Source organism: Acetobacter sp., from assembly GCF_052102375.1.
GTDB lineage: Bacteria > Pseudomonadota > Alphaproteobacteria > Acetobacterales > Acetobacteraceae > Acetobacter.
This window is the reverse complement of record NZ_JBQDXI010000009.1, coordinates 27,538-49,557: the sequence shown is the minus strand read 5'-3', so window position 1 is coordinate 49,557 and position 22,020 is coordinate 27,538. Positions and strand designations below refer to the sequence as shown.

The following is a 22,020-nucleotide window of genomic DNA, read 5'->3' as shown; positions in this document are numbered from 1 at the left end:
ACTGGGAAGAAATTATTTGGACTGAGACACAATTTCTTCAGCCACGTTGCGTGGCACCGGATCGTAGTGATGGAACTGCATGGTGAAGGATGCACGACCCTTCGTCATGGAACGCAGGTGAGAAATGTAACCGAACATTTCTTTCAGCGGAACATGAGCGCGAACCATAACCGTAGAACCGGATGTTTCCTGGCTCTGGATCATACCACGGCGGCGGTTAAGGTCACCCACAACGTCACCAACGTGATCGTTCGGGGTGGTGACTTCCACATCCATGATCGGTTCCAGAATAACAGGGCCAGCCTGCTTCATACCTTCACGGAAGCAAGCCTTTGCCGCGATTTCGAACGCCAGAGCGGACGAGTCAACGTCATGGTACTTACCGTCGAGCAGTGTGAACTTGAAGTCCACGGTCTGGAAGCCAGCGAGAACACCGGTAGAAGACTGAACGCGAATACCCTTTTCAACCGCAGGAATATATTCCTTCGGAACGGTACCACCAACAATCTTGTTTTCGAACTGGATGTCTTCGTTCCGCTCAAGCGGTTCAAAGCAGATCTTGACTTCAGCGTACTGACCAGACCCACCAGACTGCTTTTTGTGGGTGTAGATTTCCGTGTGTGGCTTCGTGATTGTTTCACGGTAAGCAACCTGCGGAGCACCAACATTTGCATCCACGCCATATTCACGACGCAGACGGTCGATGATGATGTCGAGGTGCAGTTCGCCCATGCCGGACAGAATGGTCTGACCTGTTTCCTGATCGGTTTTCAGCTGCAGGGAAGGATCTTCAGAAGCGAGCTTCTGCAGAGCCAGTGTCATTTTTTCCACAGCGTCTTTGGTTTTCGGTTCAACAGAAATGTCGATAACCGGAACCGGGAAGGTCATACGTTCCAGAACAACCGGATCGGACGCATCAGCCAGCGTATCACCCGTCTGGCTGTCTTTCAGGCCAACGAATGCAGCAATATCACCAGCATGAACTTCGCTCAGTTCTTCACGCTTGTCAGCATGCATCTGGTAGATACGGCCAATACGTTCTTTGTGGCCTTTTGTGGTGTTGAGAACGGTATCACCCGTTTTCAGAACGCCACGGTAGACACGCACAAAGGTAAGCGTACCGTATTTGTCGTTGATGATTTTGAATGCCAGACCAGCAAACTTGCCATTCGGGTCAACCGGAATGATGGGCTGTGCTGTTTCGTCGTCTTCCTGACCTTCCGGAGGAGCGCAACGAATGCCTTCAACGTCATCAGGAGCTGGCAGGTAATCGATAATGGCATCGAGCAGAGGCTGAACGCCTTTGTTCTTGAAGGCCGTACCACACAGAACCGGACGGAATTCACCGGTGAGCGCACCTTTTTTGATGCAGCGCTTCAGTGTTTCTTTGGAGACGTCACCGTTCTCGAAGTATTCTTCCATTGCCTTTTCATCAACGGACAGAGCCGTGTCGATCAGGTTCTGGCGTGCTTCAGCAGCTTTTTCTTTCAGGTCTGCCGGAATTTCTTCGTCGTGGAATTTCGCACCCAGTTCACCACCTTCCCAGATGATGGCCTTCATCTCAACGAGATCGACCACACCAAGGAACTGGTCTTCTGCACCAATTGGCAGCTGCAGCGGGATAGCAACGATATCCAGCTTTTCTTTCAGCGTGTCGAATGCACGGTAAAAGTCAGCGCCGGTACGGTCCAGCTTGTTGATGAAGATGATGCGTGGAACCTTGTAGCGGTCAGCCAGACGCCAGTTGGTTTCAGACTGCGGCTGAACACCAGCAACACCTTCAATGATGAACACGGCACCATCGAGCACGCGCAGGGAGCGGTTAACTTCAATGTTGAAGTCAATGTGTCCGGGGGTGTCGATAATGTTGATGCGGTGGTCGTTCCACTCACAGGTCACGGCAGCGGAGGTAATCGTGATACCGCGTTCACGTTCCTGCGCCATGTAGTCAGTGGTGGTGTTACCTTCGTGCACTTCACCAATTTTGTGAGACACACCGGTGTAGTACAGAATACGCTCAGTCGTGGTTGTCTTGCCCGCGTCAATATGCGCGGTGATCCCGATATTGCGGATCTTTGAGAGTTCGGATTTGGCGGACACGAAAACCTCCAGAAAACAGGTCAGGCGCGATGGAACAACCTTCGCGCCTGTGGCCGCCAACACCGTGCTGGCACCTGAGTGTGTCAGGTAGCCCGGCTGCCGGAAACCGGCCGATAGACGTAAAGATGCCCAACACCTTGTTGGGCACCAGAACCGCAGAAACCGGGCCAGCTAGATAATAGCAGGTCCGGAACTGGCGGTATTAAGGCAGAACCCCTGAATCAGGCGCCAGCAGCTGCCTGCTTTTTGGCCTGAGCGCGCAGAACGCGGCGCTTAATGACCTGGGCTTCTTCAGGCAGCTTGCGGTTAGGCGTGCTTGTCAGGAAGGAATCCAGACCACCATTGTGTTCAATGGTACGCAGACCGCGAGCTGTGACACGCATACGCACAGGTGCGTTCAGCGTTTCAGAGATCAGGGACGCTTCCTGCAGGTTAGGCAGGAAACGACGGCGGGACTTATTGTTGGCATGGCTGACGTTATTGCCGGTCAGCACGCCTTTGCCGGTGATTTGGCAGCGACGGGACATTGTCTCATCCTTGTCTAAATTAGAAACAGAGGGCCGAGACGAGCGCCCGGCGACCACATTCAGGATTGGCGCGGCTTATGGCTTAGCAACCACCTTCCGTCAAGGGTTGACCTCAGGCTTTCTCGTTTTCAGCGCCGTTTTCTGCTGTCATGGACTCATGAACTTCGCCTGAGCGCACACTATTGGCAGCTGAGTCGAGAATACGCAAAATGGTTTCCTTATCCATTGTGCGCGCAAGAAGGCTCAGTGAGCCACCCAGCAGAGCCGAGGCTACAGCCAATGGCGGGTGCTTTTCCTTAAGCAGGTGGTCTACTGCACTTTCTATCACCATGGCGCACCGTGCCAGATCTTCCGGCACGTCCTGAGCATGCTCTGCAACGGAAGGAGTAGCTGCTGTGTCCGTCATAAAATCTTGTCCTCTTTCTTTTCAACACAGGCGGTTAAGGCACCCATGCCTGCGCGATTCGCTACGATACCAGCCTAAACCTGTACGCCTGTTTTTTCACCTGTCGGGTGCGGCGTGATGGTCTCGGCACTTTGCGCCGCCCACATTCCTGCATAGGTACCACCATCCGCCAGCAAAGCCTCATGGGTACCCCGTTCCAGCACACGCCCCTGCCCCATCACCAGAATTTCGTCTGCATCCACAACAGTGGAGAGGCGATGTGCGATAACAAGCGTCGTGCGCTGTGCCGACACAGTTTTAAGGGCTGCCTGAATCTCCTGTTCGGTATGGGTGTCCAACGCGCTTGTCGCCTCGTCAAGCACAAGAACGCGTGGGTCTTTCAAAATTGTACGCGCAATGGCCACGCGCTGTTTTTCACCGCCAGAAAGCTTTAGGCCTCGCTCCCCTACCTGCGTGTCATAGCCATCAGGCAAGGATGCAATAAAGTCGTGTATCTGGGCTAGACGGGCTACCTGCTCTACCTCCGCTGGAGTAGCCCCCAGACGGCCATAGGCGATGTTGTAGCCTATTGTATCGTTAAACAGCACGGTATCCTGCGGCACCACGCCTATAGCCGCCCTCAGGTCAGCCTGACGGTAACTCCGCACATCATGGCCATCCACCAGCACAGTGCCAGACCATGTATCGTAAAACCTGAACAGCAACCGGCTTATGGTCGATTTCCCAGCGCCTGTTGAACCAACAATAGCCACCTTCATGCCGGGTTTGGCCGTAAAGCTTACTCCATGCAGAATTTCGCGCTCCGGGGTGTAGCCAAACCGGACATCCTGAAATGCTACTTCCGCAGCCTCATGCCCTTGCAGATGCGCTTCTATGGGAAGAGGGCTGGCAGGATCTGCCACCTCAATATCCTCCTCCATCAGACCGAACATGTGCTCCAAATCAACCATAGCGGTGCGAATGGCGGAGTAGACTGACCCTAAAAAGTTAAGTGGTCCATAAAGCTGCAACAGATAGGTGTTAACCATGACAAACTGGCCCACGCTTATCCGGCCCAGCTCAACATCCCGCCCTGCTAGCAGCATGATAAGCGTGAGTGCTATGGCAATAATGGCTGCCTGCCCGAAGTTGAGCACCCCCAGAGAATACTGGGTTTTACGGGCCGCAGTCTCATACCGGGCCTGTGCGTTATCGTACCGCTGGGCCTCATGCCCCTCATTGCCAAAATATTTGACTGTTTCATAATTCAGCAGGCTATCCAGCGCTTTGCCCGTAGCCTCGGTATTGGTTTCGTTCATCTGACGGCGGATCCCCAACCGCCATGAGGTGAACTTCATGGTGAAGCCAATATACGCCGCGATCATCAAAGCAATCAGGGCAACATATTTCCAGTCGAACACCCGCCAGATCACAACGGCGACCAAAACTGCCTGCAATATGGTGGGAGACAGAGACATACCCATACGCAAAAGAGTTTCAACGCCCTCCGTTCCCCGCTCAATAGCGCGGGTTACACCGCCCGTATTCCGGTCAAGGTGAAAGCGCAGAGAAAGCTGATGCATATGCTGGAAACTGCGGAAGGCGGCCTGACGGGCCACCCTGAACCGCACCGGCGCAAAAAGTGCGTCCCGCAGGTTGGTGAGCCCGGCAGACAGAAGACGTACCGCACCATAACCGATAATAATTGCTGCCGGAGCCAGAGCGATACTCAGGGGGTGTGAAAGCCGGTCAACGACTTGGCTGTAAACCAATGGCACAGCCAGCGTTGCCAACTCTCCGCCGACCATAACGCACAGCACCAGCACCACCCGCCACCGCAGGCTGCTGTTTTCACGCGGCCAAAGGTAGGGGAGCAGACGGGACAGGGTAACGGAAGCCGGTTGTTTAGGCGGACCGGAAACCCGCCGTTGACGTGGGGACATACAGACGGATGTGCCACGCCTTTTACATTTTGCAACCCCGCCAAACCTTGCCTCCGCCCTGCACAAGCCAGATAAAAGGCTGACACTTCATTTTTAGCATCAGCATGACAGGATTTTTCATGCCGTCAGACGATACGCCTTTTCTACGCCACCTCAGGGAATGCAACACAGCGGAGATACCCGGCGCACGCTTCCCCTTCCTGCTGGCAGGCAAACAGGCAGGCTGGATAGATCCTGCCATTGCTGACCGGCTGGAACAGGCAGGCCTTGGCTCCCGCACACAAGGCTTTGCCCTACCGAACCCAGCCGAACTGGAAGCGTTGGGCGAGACCTTGGCACAGGAAGGCTTTTACCGCTCCCACCATGAACTTTTTGATGTCATGCCTGATCTGGATACACCGGTTGTTGGCAGGATTGACCGTGGTGCGTTGCCCTTATTCGGGTTTGTAGCCATTGGCGTGCATATGAACGGGTTGGTGCACAAAGCAAAGGGCCTGCATTTGTGGACAGGCCGCCGTGCCCGTAACAAGCGGCTGGACCCCGGCAAACTGGACCATCTGGTGGCTGGCGGCGTACCCGCTGGCTACGCCCCCCACGCCGCCTTGCTAAAGGAAGCAGAAGAAGAAGCCAGTATTGGGTCTGACTTGGCCGGTCAGGCACAAAGCAAAGGGCGTATTTTATACGCCCTGAACAGACCTGAAGGGTTACGGCGCGATATTCTGTATTGCTACGATCTGCTGTTACCGGAAAGTTTTGAGCCAGTTGCTGCTGACGGTGAGGTTGAATCCTTTACCCTCATGCCTCTGACCGAAGCCTTTACGCTCGTGCGGGATACGGATGAATTCAAGTTTAACGTCAACCTTGTGCTGATTGACCTTTTCCTGCGGCACAACTTGATAGACCCACACTCAGATGTTGGCGTAGCGCTCCGTCAGGGGCTGGACAAAGGCCTCTCCCCGGCAAGCCCAGGCAAACAGTAGGATAAAAAAAAGCGGCAGTCGGGTTACCCCGGCATGCCGCTTTTATTGTCTGCGTTTAACCGCCTCTGCTGCCTATCAGGCAGACATCTTGGCATCCAGCAAGGCTTTGGCTTCTGCTTCAGCCGCCTTCATGCAAGCGAGAAGACTTTCACGTATTTCATCCAGCCGCTTTTTGTCGGTAATTTTCAGGCCGAACAAATCTTTCACATAGAAAACGTCCACAGCCCGCACACCATAAGTCGTAATATGAGCTGAGGCGATTTGCAGACTTTCGTCGCTCATGGTGGCGGTAACATCATGCAGCAAGCCGGGCCGGTCACGCCCGTTAATTTCGATAACCGTGTAGGTATTGGACGCCCCGTTATCAATCACCACACGCGGTGGCACATGAATGGCCCGCATACGCAGTGGCATATGGCCAAAACCCGCCCGCGCAATATCCGCCTTAATATCAATTTGGCCACTCAATGCCTGCTCTATCAGGGAGGAGAGACGCACCAACCGGTGTGTTTCCTCATACGCGCTGCCTGCCGTATCCTGAATCCAGAAGGTATCCAGCGCCATGCCATGCATCATGGTATGAATGCGCGCATCCACAATGGACGCACCAGCCAAAGCAAGAGCCCCTGCAATTTTTGAGAATAGCCCCGGCACGTCGATAGAATACACTGTCACTTCCGTGACGCCACGGGCTGGCAGAGGCAGAACTTCCACCGTCAATGGGGCTTCTCGCGCATCTGCTTCCCGGATCAGACGGGCATGGCGCTTATGGGTTTCGTGGTCGAACGACAGCCAGTAACCCGCGTAACCAAGGTCCAGAAACCGCTCAATATCCGGTTGAGCCACACCATCTTCTGCCAAAATTTCGGCTGTTATATCTTTGGCATGACGTACACGCACATCGCGCTCGGTCGTTGCCAGACCACCGGCCAGAACTTCCGCCACGCGCACGTAAAGCTCGCGCAGCAAGGTGGCTTTCCAGGCGTTCCAGACGCGGGAACTGACGGCACGCATATCCACAATAGTCAGGAGCAGGAGCAAACGCAGACGCTCCGGCGACTGCACAATATCTGCCACATCCAGAATGGTCTTGGGGTCATCAATATCCCGCTGGAAGGCGGTGTGGCTCAGCAGCAGATGATGTAGAACCAGCCAGGAAACTGTCTCTGTTTCTTCCCCAGACATACCAAGCTTCGGGCACAGTTCGGCAGCAATTTCCGACCCAATTTCTGAGTGGTCACCCCCACGGCCTTTTGCAACGTCATGAAGCAAAACGGCCATATACAGCGCCCTGCGGGAATGCAGGCCTTTGACCAGTTCGTATGCGACCGGAATTTCGTCTGCCATACGGCCTGCGGCCACTTCGTCCATAATACGGACGGCCTCTATCGTATGCTCATCCACTGTGAACACATGATAGGTATCAAACTGCATCTGGCCGACAATGCGCGCCCAGTCGGGAATAAGCCGACCAAAAATACCTGTCTCGTTCAGAATATGCAGCCAGTGGGCATGACCCGGAGGCGCATGCTGCTCATAGCTGGTCATAACCTGCGCTTCGGAATCGGACGGCATGGCTACTTCCCGGCGGCGGCGGCCCGATGGCTCAGGGTTGGGCGAGTCCCCACACAGCAGGTCCAGAAAAATACGGGCTGCTTCCGGGTCTTCACGCAAGGCTATAGCGCGCCGTTCCCACCGGATAAGCTGATGCCGCGCCATGGGGTGCAGCGGCCTGCGGCGGTTACGCGCCCAGTCCAGCAACTGCATCATCTTGATAGGTTCGTGGTCGAACGAGATACCCCGCTCTGGCAGAATTTGCCCATCAAGTAAGGTAAAGCCCGCCTCCCGCATGGCCTCGTCCGGTTTGGCGGCCGTGGCCACAGGTCCCTGCGCCTGCCTGAGTACGGCGGGTTCCAGCACGTGGGTCAGGCGCATAACTTCACGCGCTGTCAGGAAATAGTGCCGCATGAAGCGCTCAACACCATTCTGGCGGCCATGACGGGTGTACCCCATCCGCGCACCAATAACGGGCTGCATGTCAAATGTCAGGCGCTCTTCCGCACGGCCTGCCACGTAGTGAAGGTGTAGCCGGACTGTCCATAAAAAATCCCACGAGCGGCGGGCACGGGCCGCTTCCTGCGCGGTGAGTATGCCCATCCAGATAAAATCTGGTGCCAGCAGGTCCGTAACATGTCGGGTGCCAAAGGTGTTCCGGCACATCCAGTACAAGGTTTGCAGGTCACGCAGACCGCCCCGGCCTTCTTTTATATTGGGCTCAACCAGATAGGGACTATCTCCAAAACGGCGATGCCGCTCCAGCCGTTCACGCCGCTTGTCATGAATAAAACCAGAGGCTCCAGCTTCCACACACGCAACAATGTAGCGGGCTTCCAGCATGGCGAACAACGCTGCATCGCCAGCCAGAAGGCGGGCATCAAGCAACGCTGTGCGAACAGTGGTATCCTTGCGGGCTTCTTCAATACATTCGGTAATGGTGCGGGTGGCGTGACCTACCTTCACACCCAAATCCCACAGGAAATAGAGGACATATTCCACCAGACGGTGGGCATCACTCACATTACCCTCTTCTGTTAGAAACAGGAGGTCAATGTCACTGAACGGTGCAAGCAGCCCACGGCCATAACCACCGGTAGCAGCCACAACCAACCGCCCGCGGGAGCGCCCTTCCGCGCCAATTTCTTCTACACCACTGGCAGAGCCGGTAGCACGCAGAGCAAGGTCAACAATGCCGCGCAGCAACACATCGGTAAACGCGGCAATGAGCTTTGCGGCAGCAGCCCCCTTGAGGTCGTGCCGCTCGAACCGTGCACGCACATCTGCCTGATAACGGCCCAGATAGCGCCGAAAGATAGCCACAGCTTCATCACGCGGCGGGATGGTAGCGTTAGGCGGGGTTGCATCCCTCAGTTCCCGGGCAAGGCAGACCGCCAGCCCTTCCGGAGTAAGAAGGGCCAATGCGGCGACATCAGGCTGCCCGGGGGCGGCATTTACAGGGGCGTGCGGCATTGCGGTCGAGTTCTGCTCCAAAAGACAGGTATTGAGATAAGTGAGGGTAGTCTAGCACGCCTAAGCGAGCTTGGTATCCTGCATGGCTTCCTTGTGAAGCTCATAGAGCATATCCAGTGCTGCACGGGGTGTCAGGGCATCTACGTCCAGATCCACCAGGCGCTTCCTTAACGTAGTTTCATCCTCTTGCGGTATAGTCTTCTGCGTGTCGAACAGTGGCAGAGGCTTGGGGCCTGTTGCGTGGTCTTTTTCCAGCTCCCGCAGTAAACGCCCTGCTCGCTCTACAACTGACGTAGGTACGCCCGCCAGCCGCGCAACATGCACACCCCAGCTTTTTTTAGCTGAACCGGCCAAAACTTCATGCAGGAACACAATTTGCCCACGCCATTCCCGCACCGCCATTGTGTGTGGGGAAAGTCTGGGCAGAGTATCAACCAAGCCCGAGAGTTCATGGAAGTGCGTTGCAAAAATTGCACGGCATCTTACCGTTGAATGCAAGGCTTCCAGAACAGACCATGCAATAGCCAGACCGTCCAATGTGGCTGTCCCGCGCCCAATTTCATCCACCACAACCAGAGAACGCGGGCCAGCCTGATTGAGAATCGCGGCTGTCTCGGTCATTTCCACCATGAAGGTGGATCGGCCACGCGCCAGATCGTCCGACGCACCAACGCGGGAGAAGAGCTGATCAACCACGCCAATATGCGCTTTGTCAGCCGCAACAGGAAAACCGCCCTGAGCCAGAATAATGGCAAGAGCAGTTTGACGCAGGAAGGTCGATTTACCCGCCATATTAGGCCCCGTCAGCAACATGACGCGCCGTTTTGGCGAAAGGTCACAGCCGTTGGGGGTAAAACGTGTGCCTTTTGGCAGAGCGGCTTCAACAACCGGGTGGCGGCAACCATGCAGGTCAAATGCGCCGTCGTCCGTCACCACTGGTCTGCACCAGCTCCCACCTGCGGCAAGGGTGGCACAAGACTGCAAGACATCCAGTACAGCCAGTGCCTTGGCCAGAACGGGTACGTCCTGCTCCGCCAGCACCGCCTCCGCCAGAGCCGTGAACAAGCCTTTTTCCCGCGCAGCCGCACGCTCACCGGCTTCCGCAATCTTGGCATCCAGACCGGAGAGTTCTTCTGTGGAGAAACGGGCATTACTGGCCGTGCCCTGCCGGAACATCAGCCCGTCCTGATCTTTCATGCGGCTACTGGCAGAAACTGGAACCTCAATCACATACCCAAGCTGGGCGTGATGTTTGATCTTCAGGCTAGCCACACCGAATCGGGCGGCATAGTCGGTCTGTAACCCGGCCACAATGCGCCGGGAATTATCCCGCAGCCCCCTGTAACCATCCAACTCACCGTCATAGCCTGGCGCAATAACGCCGCCATCTTCCAGTCGGGCTGGTAAGTTTTCAGCCAATGCACGCGTTAGCTCAGCCTGAAGGTCCGTGGCCACACCAAGGCGACTCACAGCCTTGTCCAGATAAGGCGGAAGGTCCGCCTTGCTACCGCCTAAGGCTGCTGCGGCCTCTCTGGCAGCGGCCAAGCCGTCCCGGATGCTTGCAAGGTCTCGTGGTTGGCCCCGTCCTAATGAAAGACGCCCGAGGGCGCGGGCAATGTCCGGCGCTTTTTTAAGCGCATCACGTAGGCTGTCACGGCAGGTTCCGGCATCCCGCAGCCACACCCATCCTTCCTGCCGTGCTGCAATACGCCCTGTATCGGTCAGGGGTGCGGCCAGCCATTCAGCCAGAAGGCGGGCACCGGCAGCGGTAACTGCCCGATTAACAGCAGAAAAAAGCGTATGCTCCATCCCACCATCACGCGCCCGCAAAATATCCAGACTAGCCCGCGTAGCAGGATCTATGCCCAGAATACCGCCATCGGTCTGTGGGCTGGGGTGTGCCAGACGGGGCAGCTTTCCGGCCTGACTACGCTGCACATATTCAACCGCCAAGGCTGCGGCTACCGCTTCCTCATCCGAAAATGTGCCAAACGCATCTACACTGGCAACACTGAAAGCGGAGGCCAGCCGCTGGCGGGCTGCCTCTACACCGGGCACCAGCACATCTGGCGCACGGCAGCTCTCAAAATCCCCTAACGGAAAGCCCGGAGGCACAAGAATTTCGGCAGGATCAAGACGCCCGAGCAGCCCAGCCAGATTTTTTTGCGTAATGTGCGCTGTCTCAAACAGGCCAGTGGACACATCAATCCACGCTGCACCAAGAGGAGCCTCCGGCTGTGCAGCTTCGGCACTTTTGCCCTTGCGGCCGCGCCCTGTGGAAGCCGCTGCTTCTACCAAGGCCAGCAGCAGGTTGGAGCGTCCGGGCTCCAACAATTCATCCTCTGTCAGCGTGCCGGGGGTAATAACCCGCACCACGGCACGGGCCAAAGGCCCTTTGCTGGCCCCTTTTCCCTTACGTGGCGCCTCTGTCTGTTCAGCCACAGCGACACGGAATCCACGCCGGATTAACCGTGCCAGATAGGCTGAGGCCGCGGCCACAGGCACACCGCACATGGGTATGGGCTCCCCAGCATGGTTACCGCGCGCTGTCAGGGCGATGTCCAGCGCCGCTGCTGCGGCTGTGGCATCGTCAAAAAACAGTTCGTAGAAGTCGCCCATGCGGAAAAACAGCAAGGCTTCTGGATTTTCTGCTTTCAGCGCAAACCATTGCGCCATAGCAGGGGTGGCACCCTCGGGAGAATAACGCGTCATACCGCTTATCATAAGGGCCTGCGTGGCGGGGGCAACCGCCTTCAGGCAGGCTTTTGCACCAAAGCCTGTAAAGCGGCCACAACCCGCGCCACCGGCTCATGCCATGGGGCCATTCCCTCACCGGCCTGCGGCTGGGTGACAACTCTGACGCTTGGGTACCAGAGGCTGCGCGCTTCCCCTGTGGACTGAGGCGTGATAGCCCCCTGCCCCCACCGCCAGTCTCCGCCGAAGCGGTTAAGCAGCCATGTTGGTTTTCCCAGCAGACCAGCAAGATGCGCCATGCCGGTATCAACCGTCACCACAGCATCCAAACCCTGTATGATGCTGGCAGTCTGCACCAAATCGCCCTCTGGTAGTGGCTCCAGAGCAAAGGGTGGGAGCTTTTCCGGGTTTTGTTGCAGTGAGTGAAAAGACACTCCTTCAACCCGTGCTAGAGAGCCAAGGCACACAGGATCCAGAGAGCGCCTGCGGTCAAAACGATAGGTAGGATTACCAGCCCAACACAGCCCTACCCGTATCGGCTGTGTTGAAGCGCGAGCATGATAAGGCAGATCAACCTGCGGTTGCCATGCAAACGGTTCAGCCATGCCCAAAACATGCGGCAGACTTAACAGAGAGCAGGCAGCCGTAGCCCCATACTCCGCTGCTTGTGCCCCATCGGGCAGCACAGTCACCACATCCCCCAAATCGAGGCGTGTCATTAAACCCCGAACGGTGGAGGGCACGGCCAGCACCACCGGAGCGCGTGACGCAGCATGAGTGATGTATCTTGAAAACTGGAGTATGTCCCCCAACCCCTGTTCAGCATACACCAGCACAGGGGGAGTTTGTGCCTGACCGCTCCAGTCTGGCAGGTCTTGGGTGTGCCGGTTGGGCAAGAGTTCTTTGCGCGACTCAAAATACCGCCAGCCGTCCTCAAACCGCCCCTCTCCCAACAAAAGTGGCCCCAGATTAAAACGTGCGCGTGCCCTATCCTGCGCTGACGCACCGGGAAGGGCCATTGCACGGCGGAACAACGCTTCGGCTTCTGCCGTCCGCCCACTCTCCGCCAACGCTGTGCCGTAATTTGTCGCCAGACGGGCATCTTCCGGACACTGGGCGCATGCAGTCTCTAAATGCTCTACCGCCGAGGGCAGGATACCAAGCGCCATTTGCACCAGCCCCAGATTGTTATGTGTTTCTGCTGCGTTAGGCTGTTTGTGCACCGATTGGGTCAAGACCTGCCGTGCCTCCTCAAAAGCACCTTGAGCAAACAAAGCGGCCCCATAGTTTGCAAGAGCTGCGGCGTTCTCCGGCAAAGCAGCAGCCACTTGTGCAAAATGCGGTGCTGCATCGCGTATTTTCCCAGCACGCTCTAGTAACAGCGCGTGCTGATTTTGGACAAAAATATTATTTGGCTCCAGCGCCAAAGCCTTCTGGGAGGCACCAATACTCTCCGCCACCAGCCCATGCCGCGCCAGAAAAGCGGCGAGTGCCAAGTGGCGTTCTGTTTCCAACGGTCGCAGCCGTACTGCGTTTTTCAGCGCCTGTGCTGCATCCTCCACCCGTCCCTGTGCCTCCAGCACATCTGCCATAGCCTGATGCGCTCGCGGGTCACGCGGTGTTTGCATGACGGCCACATTGACAGCCGCCCGCGCTGGTTCCGTATGGCCAAGCATAAGGAGCGCCAGACCCATGGTGATATGAAAATGGGCCTGTGGGCTGAGTGTAAGAGCCTTTGAGGCAAGCTTTAGCGCAGATTCCGCGCTGCCGTTAGCGCGCGCAACACAGGCCAGACCGTGCCACGCTTCGGCATTGTCAGGTGCGGCCCGCACAAGCGCGGTCAGCCACTCGGCTGCCAGTTCCGCATTGCCGTGTGCCAGCAACTCCAGCGCTGCGTTGACCGATGCGTGCTCGGAGTCTGTTGGAACCTGCTGCATCGTCACGTCCTAAGTTTTATGGCCGGGGAGGTCCGTGCATCCAATGGCCAAGCCCTCTACGATATTTATCCCTCTTTAGGGCTCTTTATGCCAGTTCTGCACATTCCGTTGGCTGATATCCTGCATTATGGTGGCGGCATGACCAAAGCCTATCAGACGCTAGAGCGCCACTTCGCCCGCCTTTCCTCGCTGAACGATGCCTTAGGCATTTTGTCTTGGGACAAGGAAGTTATCATGCCGCACGGTGCTGCTGACCGGCGGGCCGATACCTTGGCGACCCTTGCAGGACTGCGCCACGATATTCTGACAGCCCCGGCAATGGCGGACCTTCTGGCCGATGCAGAAGCAGGCACCACCCTGACAGCGTGGCAAAAGGCCAATCTGGCAGAAATGCGCCGTAGCCATGCTCATGCCACGGCCCTTCCGGGAGATCTGGTGGAAGCGCTGACACAGGCCACAACCCGCAGTGAGATGGCATGGCGCGAGGCCCGGGCACAGAGCGATTACGCGGGCTTTTTGCCGCACCTGACTGAGGTGCTCAACCTGACACGCCAGACCGCAACTGCCAAAGGGCAGGCCTTGGGCCTTTCTCCCTATGACGCGCTGCTGGATTCGTTCGACCCCGGTACCCGCCAAAGCGATATCGACCCCATTTTTACCAAACTGGAAGCAGACCTACCCGACCTGATAGGGGCTGTGCTGGAAAAACAGGCCAGTTTGCCGCCCGCACTGCCTCTGCCCGGCCCGTTTTCCGTCCCGCAGCAGGAAGCTCTGGGCCGCAGGCTTATGCAACAACTGGGCTTTGACATGAGCCGGGGCAGACTGGACGTCAGCACGCATCCTTTCTGCGGCGGGGCCACCTATGATGTACGCCTGACAACCCGTTATGTAGAGGATGATTTTATTCCTGCCATGATGGGTGTTTTACATGAAACAGGCCACGCCTTATATGAGCAGGGGCTGCCAGCAGAATGGCTCTCACAGCCCGTAGGCAAAGCTGGCGGCATGACGCTGCATGAAAGCCAGTCCCTTATGGTGGAAATGCAGGTTTGTCGCTCCCGCGCCTTTGTGGACTGGGTAACCCCGCACGTGCGGGAGGCCTTTGGAGCGCCCCAAAACCCCGCATGGCAGGCAGAAAACCTGCATCGCCACCTTATTCATGTCCAGCCCGGCTTTATTCGTGTTGACGCTGATGAGGTCACTTACCCGGCGCATATTCTGGTGCGCTATAAGCTGGAAAAAGCAATGGTGAACGGCGACCTGTCTTTAGCGGACCTGCCGGGTGCTTTTAACGAAGGCATAAAAGCGTTGCTGGGGCTGGACGTACCGGACGATCGGCGCGGTTGCCTGCAGGATATCCATTGGCCGGAGGGGCTGTTTGGCTACTTCCCCTGTTATGCGTTGGGGGCAATGGCTGCTGCACAACTTCGTACCGCTGCCTATGAACAGTCGCCTGATATTGCACCCGCCGTCGCACAGGGTGATTTTTTACCCCTTATGCATTGGCTGCGTACCAACGTGCATAGCCGTGCGAGCAGCGCCTCAATGCCAGAAATTTTACAGACCGCCACAGGTTCACCCCTTAAAGCGGATGCGTACCTCTCCCGTATTCGCAACCGTTATCTGAGCCGCTCGGCGGGCGCTTAAGACGGGCGGATGGGTCTTACCAGCCCGCCATGCGCAGAATGCGTTTGTCTCCTTTTCCAAAGCGGCGGAAACTACAGTCCATGTTTCCGCTGCTCCGCCATAAGGCCCTTTGCCCTATGCTTTTCCGTCCTTCTGTATTTAGCAACCAAGCCGCACTGCGGGTTACTCTTGCAACTGCGGGCATTTGCCTGCTGGCTGGCACCCAGCCAGCCTTTGCGTTGCACATGCCAAAGGTGCCAGAACTTTCTGCGTCTGCCCTAACGCCTGCGATACAATCAGACAAACAGGTATGGGATGCTATCGTTCCCTTACCCGATGGCCGATTTATTTTTGAAGCGCCAGTCTGGGTTGGTAACACCCCTCCCCAACTGTCCGTGCGGGCACAGGACGGCACGTTTAGCCCTTACCCGTCAGAAAGCTGGAACGCGCTTAATGGTGATGCAAGCCAGCGCATTGTTTCCGCTGCCGGTATGTTCCTGCGGGAAGATGGCGCATTGTGGGTGCTGGATAGTGGCGTGCCCGATCATAAGGCCTCAGCAATAGCCCCCGCCAAACTGATACAGATTGATACCAAAGAGAATAAAGTTGTACGCACAGTTCTTATAGACAGTGCGGCGCTCCACAAAGAGAGCATTCTGTCCGGCGTGGCCGTACATGACAATACGGCCTATGTGGCAGATTCCGGTGTGGCGGGCATTCTGGTTATTGACCTGAAAAACGGCACCACACGCCGCTTCCTTGATCGACACCCATCGCTCATGGCAACCCGCCCCATTGTCACGCCATCTGGCCCGGTCAAAACCGCTGAAGGGCACTTGCTGGCCATTGATGCAAGCATGATTGCCGTGAGCCCCGATGGCAAATGGATTGTGGTGCAACCACCCGGTGGTTATCTGTCACGCGTTGAAACCAGCATTTTCACAGATCCTGACGTCACGGCCGCAGCCTTTGAAGAAAGTGTAACCCAATGGTTCAAAACGCCTTCTCTGGGTGGCATGACCATTGCGCCGGACGGCACGCTTTACTGGTCCGATATTACAACGGGCAGTATTCTTAGTTACACGGTCGGGCGCGTTCCCCGCCGCCTGATTACCGACCCACGCCTGCAATGGCCTGCCACGCCGGGGCTGGATAACGCCGGGCATCTATATGTTCCAGCAGCCCAGCTTGACCATACGGCAGCGTTTACGCACGCAGCACCTACAGTGTCCTGGCCGGTTACGGTGTATAAACTGACACTGCCTGCGGCACCGCTCGCCCCCTAGGGTGCGGCTATTTTCCCTCTCTCACAGTAGTTTTCACGAGCGGCGTGGACTGGTCTTGGCCATCTGGCCATAAACGGTGCACAAGCCTACTTCGCGCCACTCTCTATTCAGGGTATAACCCGCACATGCGCTATATCTCGACCCGGGGGAAGGCTCCCGCTCTCTCGTTTTCCGATGTCCTGCTGACTGGTCTGGCCGAAGATGGCGGCCTGTACCTGCCGGAAACATGGCCCTCTTTTTCCAAAGATGAGTGGAAAGCCCTGCGTGGCCTCCCTTACCCGGAACTCGCGGCCCGCGTGCTCGCGCCTTTTGTGGGCAGTGATATTGAGGGCGCTACCCTGCGCCGCCTGTGCGCACAGGCCTATACAGGCTTTGACCACCCTGCCATCGTCCCGCTAACGCAGGTTGAAGATGGCCTGTTTGTGCAGGAACTGTTCCACGGCCCCACATTGGCCTTCAAAGACATGGCCATGCAGGTGCTTGGTCAGTTGTTTGAGCATGTTCTGGCTGAGCGCAACAGCCACGTTACCATTGTTGGCGCGACATCTGGAGACACCGGGTCCGCCGCTATTGAAGCCTGCCGTGGCCGTGACCGCCTGTCGGTTGTTATTCTGCACCCCAAAGGCCGCACCTCTGAAGTGCAGCGCCGGCAGATGACCACAGTGCTGGAACCCAACGTCACCAACTTGGCTGTTGAAGGCACGTTTGATGACTGTCAGGATCTAGTGAAAGCTTGCTTTGCTGACATGCCGTTCCGTACGGATATGCACCTGTCCGCCGTCAACTCCATCAACTGGGCGCGTATTGCCGCCCAGATCCCCTACTATGTGTATGCTGCCCTGAATTTCGGCGCGCCAGACCGCGAGGTTTCTTTTGCCGTTCCAACCGGCAATTTCGGGAATATTCTGGCGGCATGGGCCGCCCGCAAGATGGGGCTGCCCATCCGCCGCCTATGCGTTGGCTCCAACCGCAATGACATTCTGACCCGCTTCCTGAATGCTAATGACATGACCATGAAAGAGGTTATCCCCAGCCTCTCTCCGTCCATGGATATTCAGGTCTCATCAAACTTCGAGCGGCTGCTGTTTGAGTTGCTCGACCGCGATGCAGAAGCCTGTGCCCGTATCATGACCGGTTTCCGCAGTACCGGCCACATGGATGTGCCTGCACATACATGGGAAAAGGCACGTACTGTCTTTTCTGGTCTGGCCCTTGACGATGGTGAGACGGAAGCCGAAATCAAAGCACTGCACCAGAACTCCAATTATCTGGCAGACCCGCACAGCGCTATCGGCATTGCCGCAGGACGAAAGTTCCGTGAGGCAGGTGTGCCCATGGTTGCCATGGCAACCGCACACCCGGCCAAGTTCCCGGATGCCATGGTGGCGGCAACAGGTATTCATCCTGCGCTGCCCGTGCATTTGGAAGACCTGTTCTCTCGTGAGGAACGATACCGCACCGTGCCCGCCACGCCAGATGCCATAAAAGACGCGGTACGCGCCGCAGTCTTATCAAACACACACTAAGCTTTATTTTTCTTTTTTCAGGCCGCCCTGTGCGGCCTTTTCTTTCAGGACAAGAATGACGACCGACCCCATCAATCTGACCCGCCTTCCCTCCGGCCTGACCGTTGTAACCGAGCGTATGGAGCGTGTTGAAACCGTCTCCTTCGGGGCCTATGTGGCCACAGGCACACGAGACGAGACTGCTGAAGAAAACGGTGTGTCCCATTTTCTGGAACATATGGCCTTCAAAGGCACAGAAAGCCGTTCAGCCCTTCAGATTGCTGAGGAAATCGAAAATGTAGGCGGTCACATCAACGCCTATACCGCGCGTGAACAGACTGCTTTTTACGTCAAACTCCTCAAGGAAAATCTGGATCTGGGCGTTGATATCATTGGTGATATCCTCACCCACTCCACTTTTGACCCTGCTGAAATCGAGCGCGAGCGCGGTGTCATTCTTCAGGAAATCGGGCAGGCCAATGATACACCTGACGATGTGGTGTTTGACCATTTTCAGGCTGCCGCCTTCCCAAACCAGCCTATGGGCCGCCCCACACTAGGCACGGAAGCGCTGATTGAAACCATGAGCCGCGACACGCTCATGCGTTACATGCGCACCCATTACACCACCAGCAACATGGTTGTGGCCGCTGCAGGCAACCTGCACCATGATGATGTGGTGCAGCGCGTGCAGCAACATTTTGCTGACCTGCCCACCACACCCCAAATCCCCACGCCACCTGCCCTCTATGCAGGTAGTGAATTCCGTCAGGAAAAAGATTTGGATCAGGCCCATGTGGTTATGGGATTTCCGTCCGTAGGGTTTAACGACCCAGACTATTATGCTGCTCTGCTGCTTTCCATGCTGCTGGGTGGGGGCATGTCTTCCCGGCTGTTTCAGGAAATCCGGGAAAAGCGCGGGTTGGTCTATTCCGTCTATTCCTTTAACGCGCCTTTCATGGATGGTGGACTGTTTGGCATTTACGCAGGCACAGGTGAAAAACAATGTGCTGAACTGGTGCCTGTAACACTGGAAGAACTGCGCAAGGTTCAGCTGTCCGTTGGGCAGGAGGAATTGAACCGTGCCCATGCACAGCTCAAGGCCTCGCTTTTGATGTCACTGGAGAGCACGGGAAGCCGGTGTGAACAGATTGCCCGCCAGCTTCAGCTTTTTGGCCGCATTGTGCCGGTTGCTGAAACAGTTGCGCGTGTAGAAGCTGTTACGCAGGCTGATATTTGCCGTGTTGCAGCGCGCATTTTCCGGCAGCAGCCAACACTGGCAGCCCTTGGCCCCATCAGCCATGTGCCATCCCTGAGCGATATTACGGAGAAACTTGTCGCATGAGTGAAAACACGCTCGATAAAATCTCTGACCTTCTGCGCCGCGCCCGCTCTGCTGGCGCGGATGCGGCTGATGCCGTTTTTGTTTCCAGTACAGCCATTGGTGCTGGTGTACGAAATGGTGTGACGGAAGAGCTTGAACGATCTGAGACAACAGACCTCGGCTTGCGTGTATTTTCCGGCAAGAAATCCGCTATCGTGTCCACCACAACTCTGGACCCGGCACGATTTGATGGGCTTGTTGAGCAGGCACTGGCCATGGCGCAGGTTCTGCCAGATGACCTGTTTGCAGGCTTGGCTGAGCATAGCCTGACCGGCACCCACACCACCAACACGCTTGATCTGGCAGACACGGCCGAGCCAGATGCCAACGCTCTGTTGGCTCGTGCGACTGAGGGCGAACAAGCTGCTCTGGCCATCAAAGGTGTGACCAATAGCGCGGGCAGCAGTGCCTCCTTTGGTCGGACGGAAGTAATTCTTGCTACATCGCAGGGATTTATGGGGTCTTATGCGCGTACCAGCCACTCAACTTCTGTCTGCGTGCTGGCGGGTCAGGGCGAGACCATGCAGCGCGACTACGACTACAGCAGCGCCGTCTATCTCTCTGACCTAACAAACCCGACCACTCTGGGCAAACAGGCAGGCGAAAATGCCGTAGCCCGTTTAAACCCCACACGCCCGCGTACAGGCCGGTATCCCGTGGTGTTTCACCCGCGCATTGCCAACAGCTTTCTGCGGCACTTTGTTGGGGCCGTTAATGGTTCTGCCATTGCACGGGGCACGTCTTTCTTAAAAGACAAAATGGGCCAGAAGATTTTTGCTGATGGCATTACCGTTACGGATGACCCCACCCGCCCCCGCGGCCTGCGCTCCCGCCCGTTTGATGGAGAGGGTACATTAGCGGCCCCCCTCACGCTGGTCGAGAATGGGATTTTGAAAAGCTGGGTGCTTGATACCCGCAGCGCCCGCCAACTTGGGCTAACCAGCAACGGCCGTGCAGCCCGTGGCGCATCCAGCCCTCCCGGCCCATCTGCCACCAACCTGGCTTTTGCTGCGGGCCATCTCAGCCCATCTGAAGTGATGGCGGACATCAAGGAAGGACTGTTCATTACAGAAATGATGGGTTCCTCCATTAACGGCCTGACAGGAGATTACAGCCGGGGTGCTTCTGGCTTCATGATCCGTGATGGCCAGGTTGCCGAAGCCGTAGCCGAGTTCACGCTGGCCGGGAACTTGCTTGATATTTTTGCGTCTTTGGTAGTAGCCAACGATTTAGTGTTCCGTTTTGGCACTGACGCCCCCACATTAAGGTCAGATGCCCTAAGTGTTGCTGGGGCCTAACTTTGTGGAGACACCCGCTACCGTGAAAAAGCGCTACCTTTCTTCTGCTCTCACAGCCTTGCTGACCGTGAGCCTGCTGGGAGCACCTTTGGCCTATCAGGCTGATGCCCGCCCCGGCCAAGGCAGCTCTATGGGCAGCCGTGGCAGCCGGACATGGAGCGCGCCCCCTGCTACTCGTACAACCCCTTATAGCGCGGCTCCTATGGACCGCTCCATTACGCCCCGCACAGCTCCTATGCCTAATAGTGGGTTTGGTGCACAGGCCCCTTATCGGCAAGGTATGGGTATGCCGAGCATGCGGCCCCGGCATCCATTCCTGACCGGCTTGGCTGGTGGGTTGCTGGGCGCTGGCCTCTTTGGCCTTCTGAGCGGGCATGGTTTCTTTGGGGGTATCGGTAGCTTTTTCAGCCTGATTGGTCTGATGCTCCAGATTATTCTGGTTGTGTGGGTTGTGATGTGGCTGGTCCGTCGCTTTTCTAAAAACCAGAATACGGGTGGCGCAGGGGCTAACGGCTTTAACCTGTCACAGGGTTCTACAGGGTCTTTCGCCCCATCAGCCGGGGCTGCTGCTCAATCGAGCGCATTGCCCATCGTAGCCAGTGACTACCAAGCCTTTCAGCAAACCCTGCTTGATATTCAGAACGCTTGGAACCAGCAGAATATTACGGCAATGCAGCAGATGGCAACGCCGGAAATGGTATCCTACTTCAACCAGCAGCTCTCTGCTCTGGCTGCACAAGGGGCACGCAATGTCGTGTCTGACGTGCACTTCATTCAGGGAGATCTGGCAGAGGCATGGCGCGAGAATGGCATGGATTATGCCACTGTTGCCATGCGCTACAGCCTGATTGACCTGACCACAAACGCGACAGGTCAAGTTATTGAAGGTAGCTCCACCGACCCTGTGACGGTTACCGAGTTGTGGACCTTCACGCGTCCATCCCGTGGTGGCCGCTGGCTGTTGTCTGCCATTCAGCAGGCTTCCGGTTCTTAACACCTGACAGCTCGCATCTCTTGCTTTTTGAAAACTCCCGGCCTTTAGTGGTCGGGAGTTTTTTATGATCCGACACAGGCTGTTTCCATGCTCTACCTTGAAATTGCAGCACTCGTTCTTGCCAGTTCAGCCTCAGCTTTTGGCGTGTTTATGCATTATTGGGGCAAGCGGCAGATGGCTGACCTGAAAGCGGAGGTCGTTAAGCTTCAGGCGCACGGTGTGCCGATTGATCTGGATAACGTACTGGCGGCATCCGGTAAAAAGTCTGGTCCTGCATCACGGGCCTAATTTGGAACCACAGCACTGATCCCAAGCATAAAAAAAGCCCTGCATA

Annotated in this window: 15 protein-coding genes; 8 read left to right on the top strand and 7 right to left on the bottom strand. The window is 56.6% G+C overall.

Annotated elements, in window-relative coordinates; genetic code table 11:
• Positions 1-12: 12 nt before the first annotated feature.
• From fusA to ACTIDN_RS05735, 4 genes are all read right to left on the bottom strand, one after another.
• Positions 13-2,100, bottom strand: a complete 2,088-nt coding sequence (fusA, locus tag ACTIDN_RS05750) for an elongation factor G (RefSeq protein WP_086651434.1) — start codon at positions 2,098-2,100, stop codon at positions 13-15.
• 221 nt (positions 2,101-2,321) lie between these two features.
• On the bottom strand, positions 2,322-2,627 hold the full coding sequence (gene rpmB / locus ACTIDN_RS05745) for a 50S ribosomal protein L28 (RefSeq protein WP_048838805.1): 306 nt from the start codon (positions 2,625-2,627) through the stop codon (positions 2,322-2,324).
• Between the two features lie 112 nt (positions 2,628-2,739).
• On the bottom strand, positions 2,740-3,033 hold the full coding sequence (locus tag ACTIDN_RS05740; protein ID WP_415508930.1) for a hypothetical protein: 294 nt from the start codon (positions 3,031-3,033) through the stop codon (positions 2,740-2,742).
• Between the two features lie 74 nt (positions 3,034-3,107).
• Positions 3,108-4,889, bottom strand: a complete 1,782-nt coding sequence (locus ACTIDN_RS05735) for an ABCB family ABC transporter ATP-binding protein/permease (protein ID WP_441376338.1) — start codon at positions 4,887-4,889, stop codon at positions 3,108-3,110.
• Between the two features lie 185 nt (positions 4,890-5,074).
• Between ACTIDN_RS05735 and ACTIDN_RS05730 the strand changes: the two genes are divergently transcribed.
• Positions 5,075-5,935 carry an NUDIX domain-containing protein gene (locus ACTIDN_RS05730; RefSeq protein ID WP_441376305.1) on the top strand — a complete coding sequence of 287 codons (861 nt, stop codon included), beginning with the start codon at positions 5,075-5,077 and terminating at the stop codon, positions 5,933-5,935.
• 75 nt (positions 5,936-6,010) lie between these two features.
• Here ACTIDN_RS05730 and ACTIDN_RS05725 read toward each other — a convergent pair whose 3' ends face one another.
• Genes ACTIDN_RS05725 through ACTIDN_RS05715 form a run of 3 tightly spaced genes read right to left on the bottom strand, consistent with a single transcriptional unit; the run spans position 6,011 to position 13,593 of the window.
• A complete protein-coding gene (locus ACTIDN_RS05725; RefSeq protein ID WP_441376304.1) occupies positions 6,011-8,962 on the bottom strand; it encodes a [protein-PII] uridylyltransferase in 2,952 nt (983 codons plus the stop codon).
• 60 nt (positions 8,963-9,022) lie between these two features.
• Positions 9,023-11,674 (bottom strand): DNA mismatch repair protein MutS, encoded by a 2,652-nt coding sequence (gene mutS / locus ACTIDN_RS05720; RefSeq protein ID WP_441376303.1) that lies wholly within the window; start codon positions 11,672-11,674, stop codon positions 9,023-9,025.
• A gap of 41 nt (positions 11,675-11,715) precedes the next feature.
• Positions 11,716-13,593, bottom strand: coding sequence for a tetratricopeptide repeat protein (locus tag ACTIDN_RS05715; RefSeq protein WP_441376302.1), 1,878 nt, complete (start codon positions 13,591-13,593; stop codon positions 11,716-11,718).
• Between the two features lie 138 nt (positions 13,594-13,731).
• Here ACTIDN_RS05715 and ACTIDN_RS05710 point away from each other — a divergent pair, with 138 nt between their 5' ends.
• The 7 genes from ACTIDN_RS05710 to ACTIDN_RS05680 all read left to right on the top strand — a co-directional run bounded on the left by ACTIDN_RS05710 (position 13,732) and on the right by ACTIDN_RS05680 (position 21,974).
• Complete coding sequence (locus tag ACTIDN_RS05710; RefSeq protein WP_441376337.1) at positions 13,732-15,240, top strand: carboxypeptidase M32; 1,509 nt, start codon at positions 13,732-13,734, stop codon at positions 15,238-15,240.
• Positions 15,241-15,356: 116 nt separating this feature from the next.
• Positions 15,357-16,505, top strand: a complete 1,149-nt coding sequence (locus ACTIDN_RS05705) for an L-dopachrome tautomerase-related protein (RefSeq protein ID WP_441376301.1) — start codon at positions 15,357-15,359, stop codon at positions 16,503-16,505.
• Between the two features lie 125 nt (positions 16,506-16,630).
• Entirely contained in the window at positions 16,631-18,031 is a 1,401-nt protein-coding gene (thrC, locus tag ACTIDN_RS05700; protein WP_441376300.1) for a threonine synthase, read from the top strand.
• 55 nt (positions 18,032-18,086) lie between these two features.
• Positions 18,087-19,355, top strand: a complete 1,269-nt coding sequence (locus ACTIDN_RS05695; protein ID WP_086651416.1) for a M16 family metallopeptidase — start codon at positions 18,087-18,089, stop codon at positions 19,353-19,355.
• Positions 19,352-20,692 carry a TldD/PmbA family protein gene (locus ACTIDN_RS05690; protein ID WP_441376299.1) on the top strand — a complete coding sequence of 447 codons (1,341 nt, stop codon included), beginning with the start codon at positions 19,352-19,354 and terminating at the stop codon, positions 20,690-20,692. Before ACTIDN_RS05695 ends, ACTIDN_RS05690 begins: the two co-directional genes overlap by 4 nt.
• Positions 20,693-20,714: 22 nt before the next feature.
• Positions 20,715-21,686, top strand: coding sequence for a Tim44 domain-containing protein (locus tag ACTIDN_RS05685; RefSeq protein WP_415508789.1), 972 nt, complete (start codon positions 20,715-20,717; stop codon positions 21,684-21,686).
• 87 nt (positions 21,687-21,773) lie between these two features.
• Complete coding sequence (locus ACTIDN_RS05680; RefSeq protein WP_415508790.1) at positions 21,774-21,974, top strand: hypothetical protein; 201 nt, start codon at positions 21,774-21,776, stop codon at positions 21,972-21,974.
• Positions 21,975-22,020: the final 46 nt, after the last annotated feature.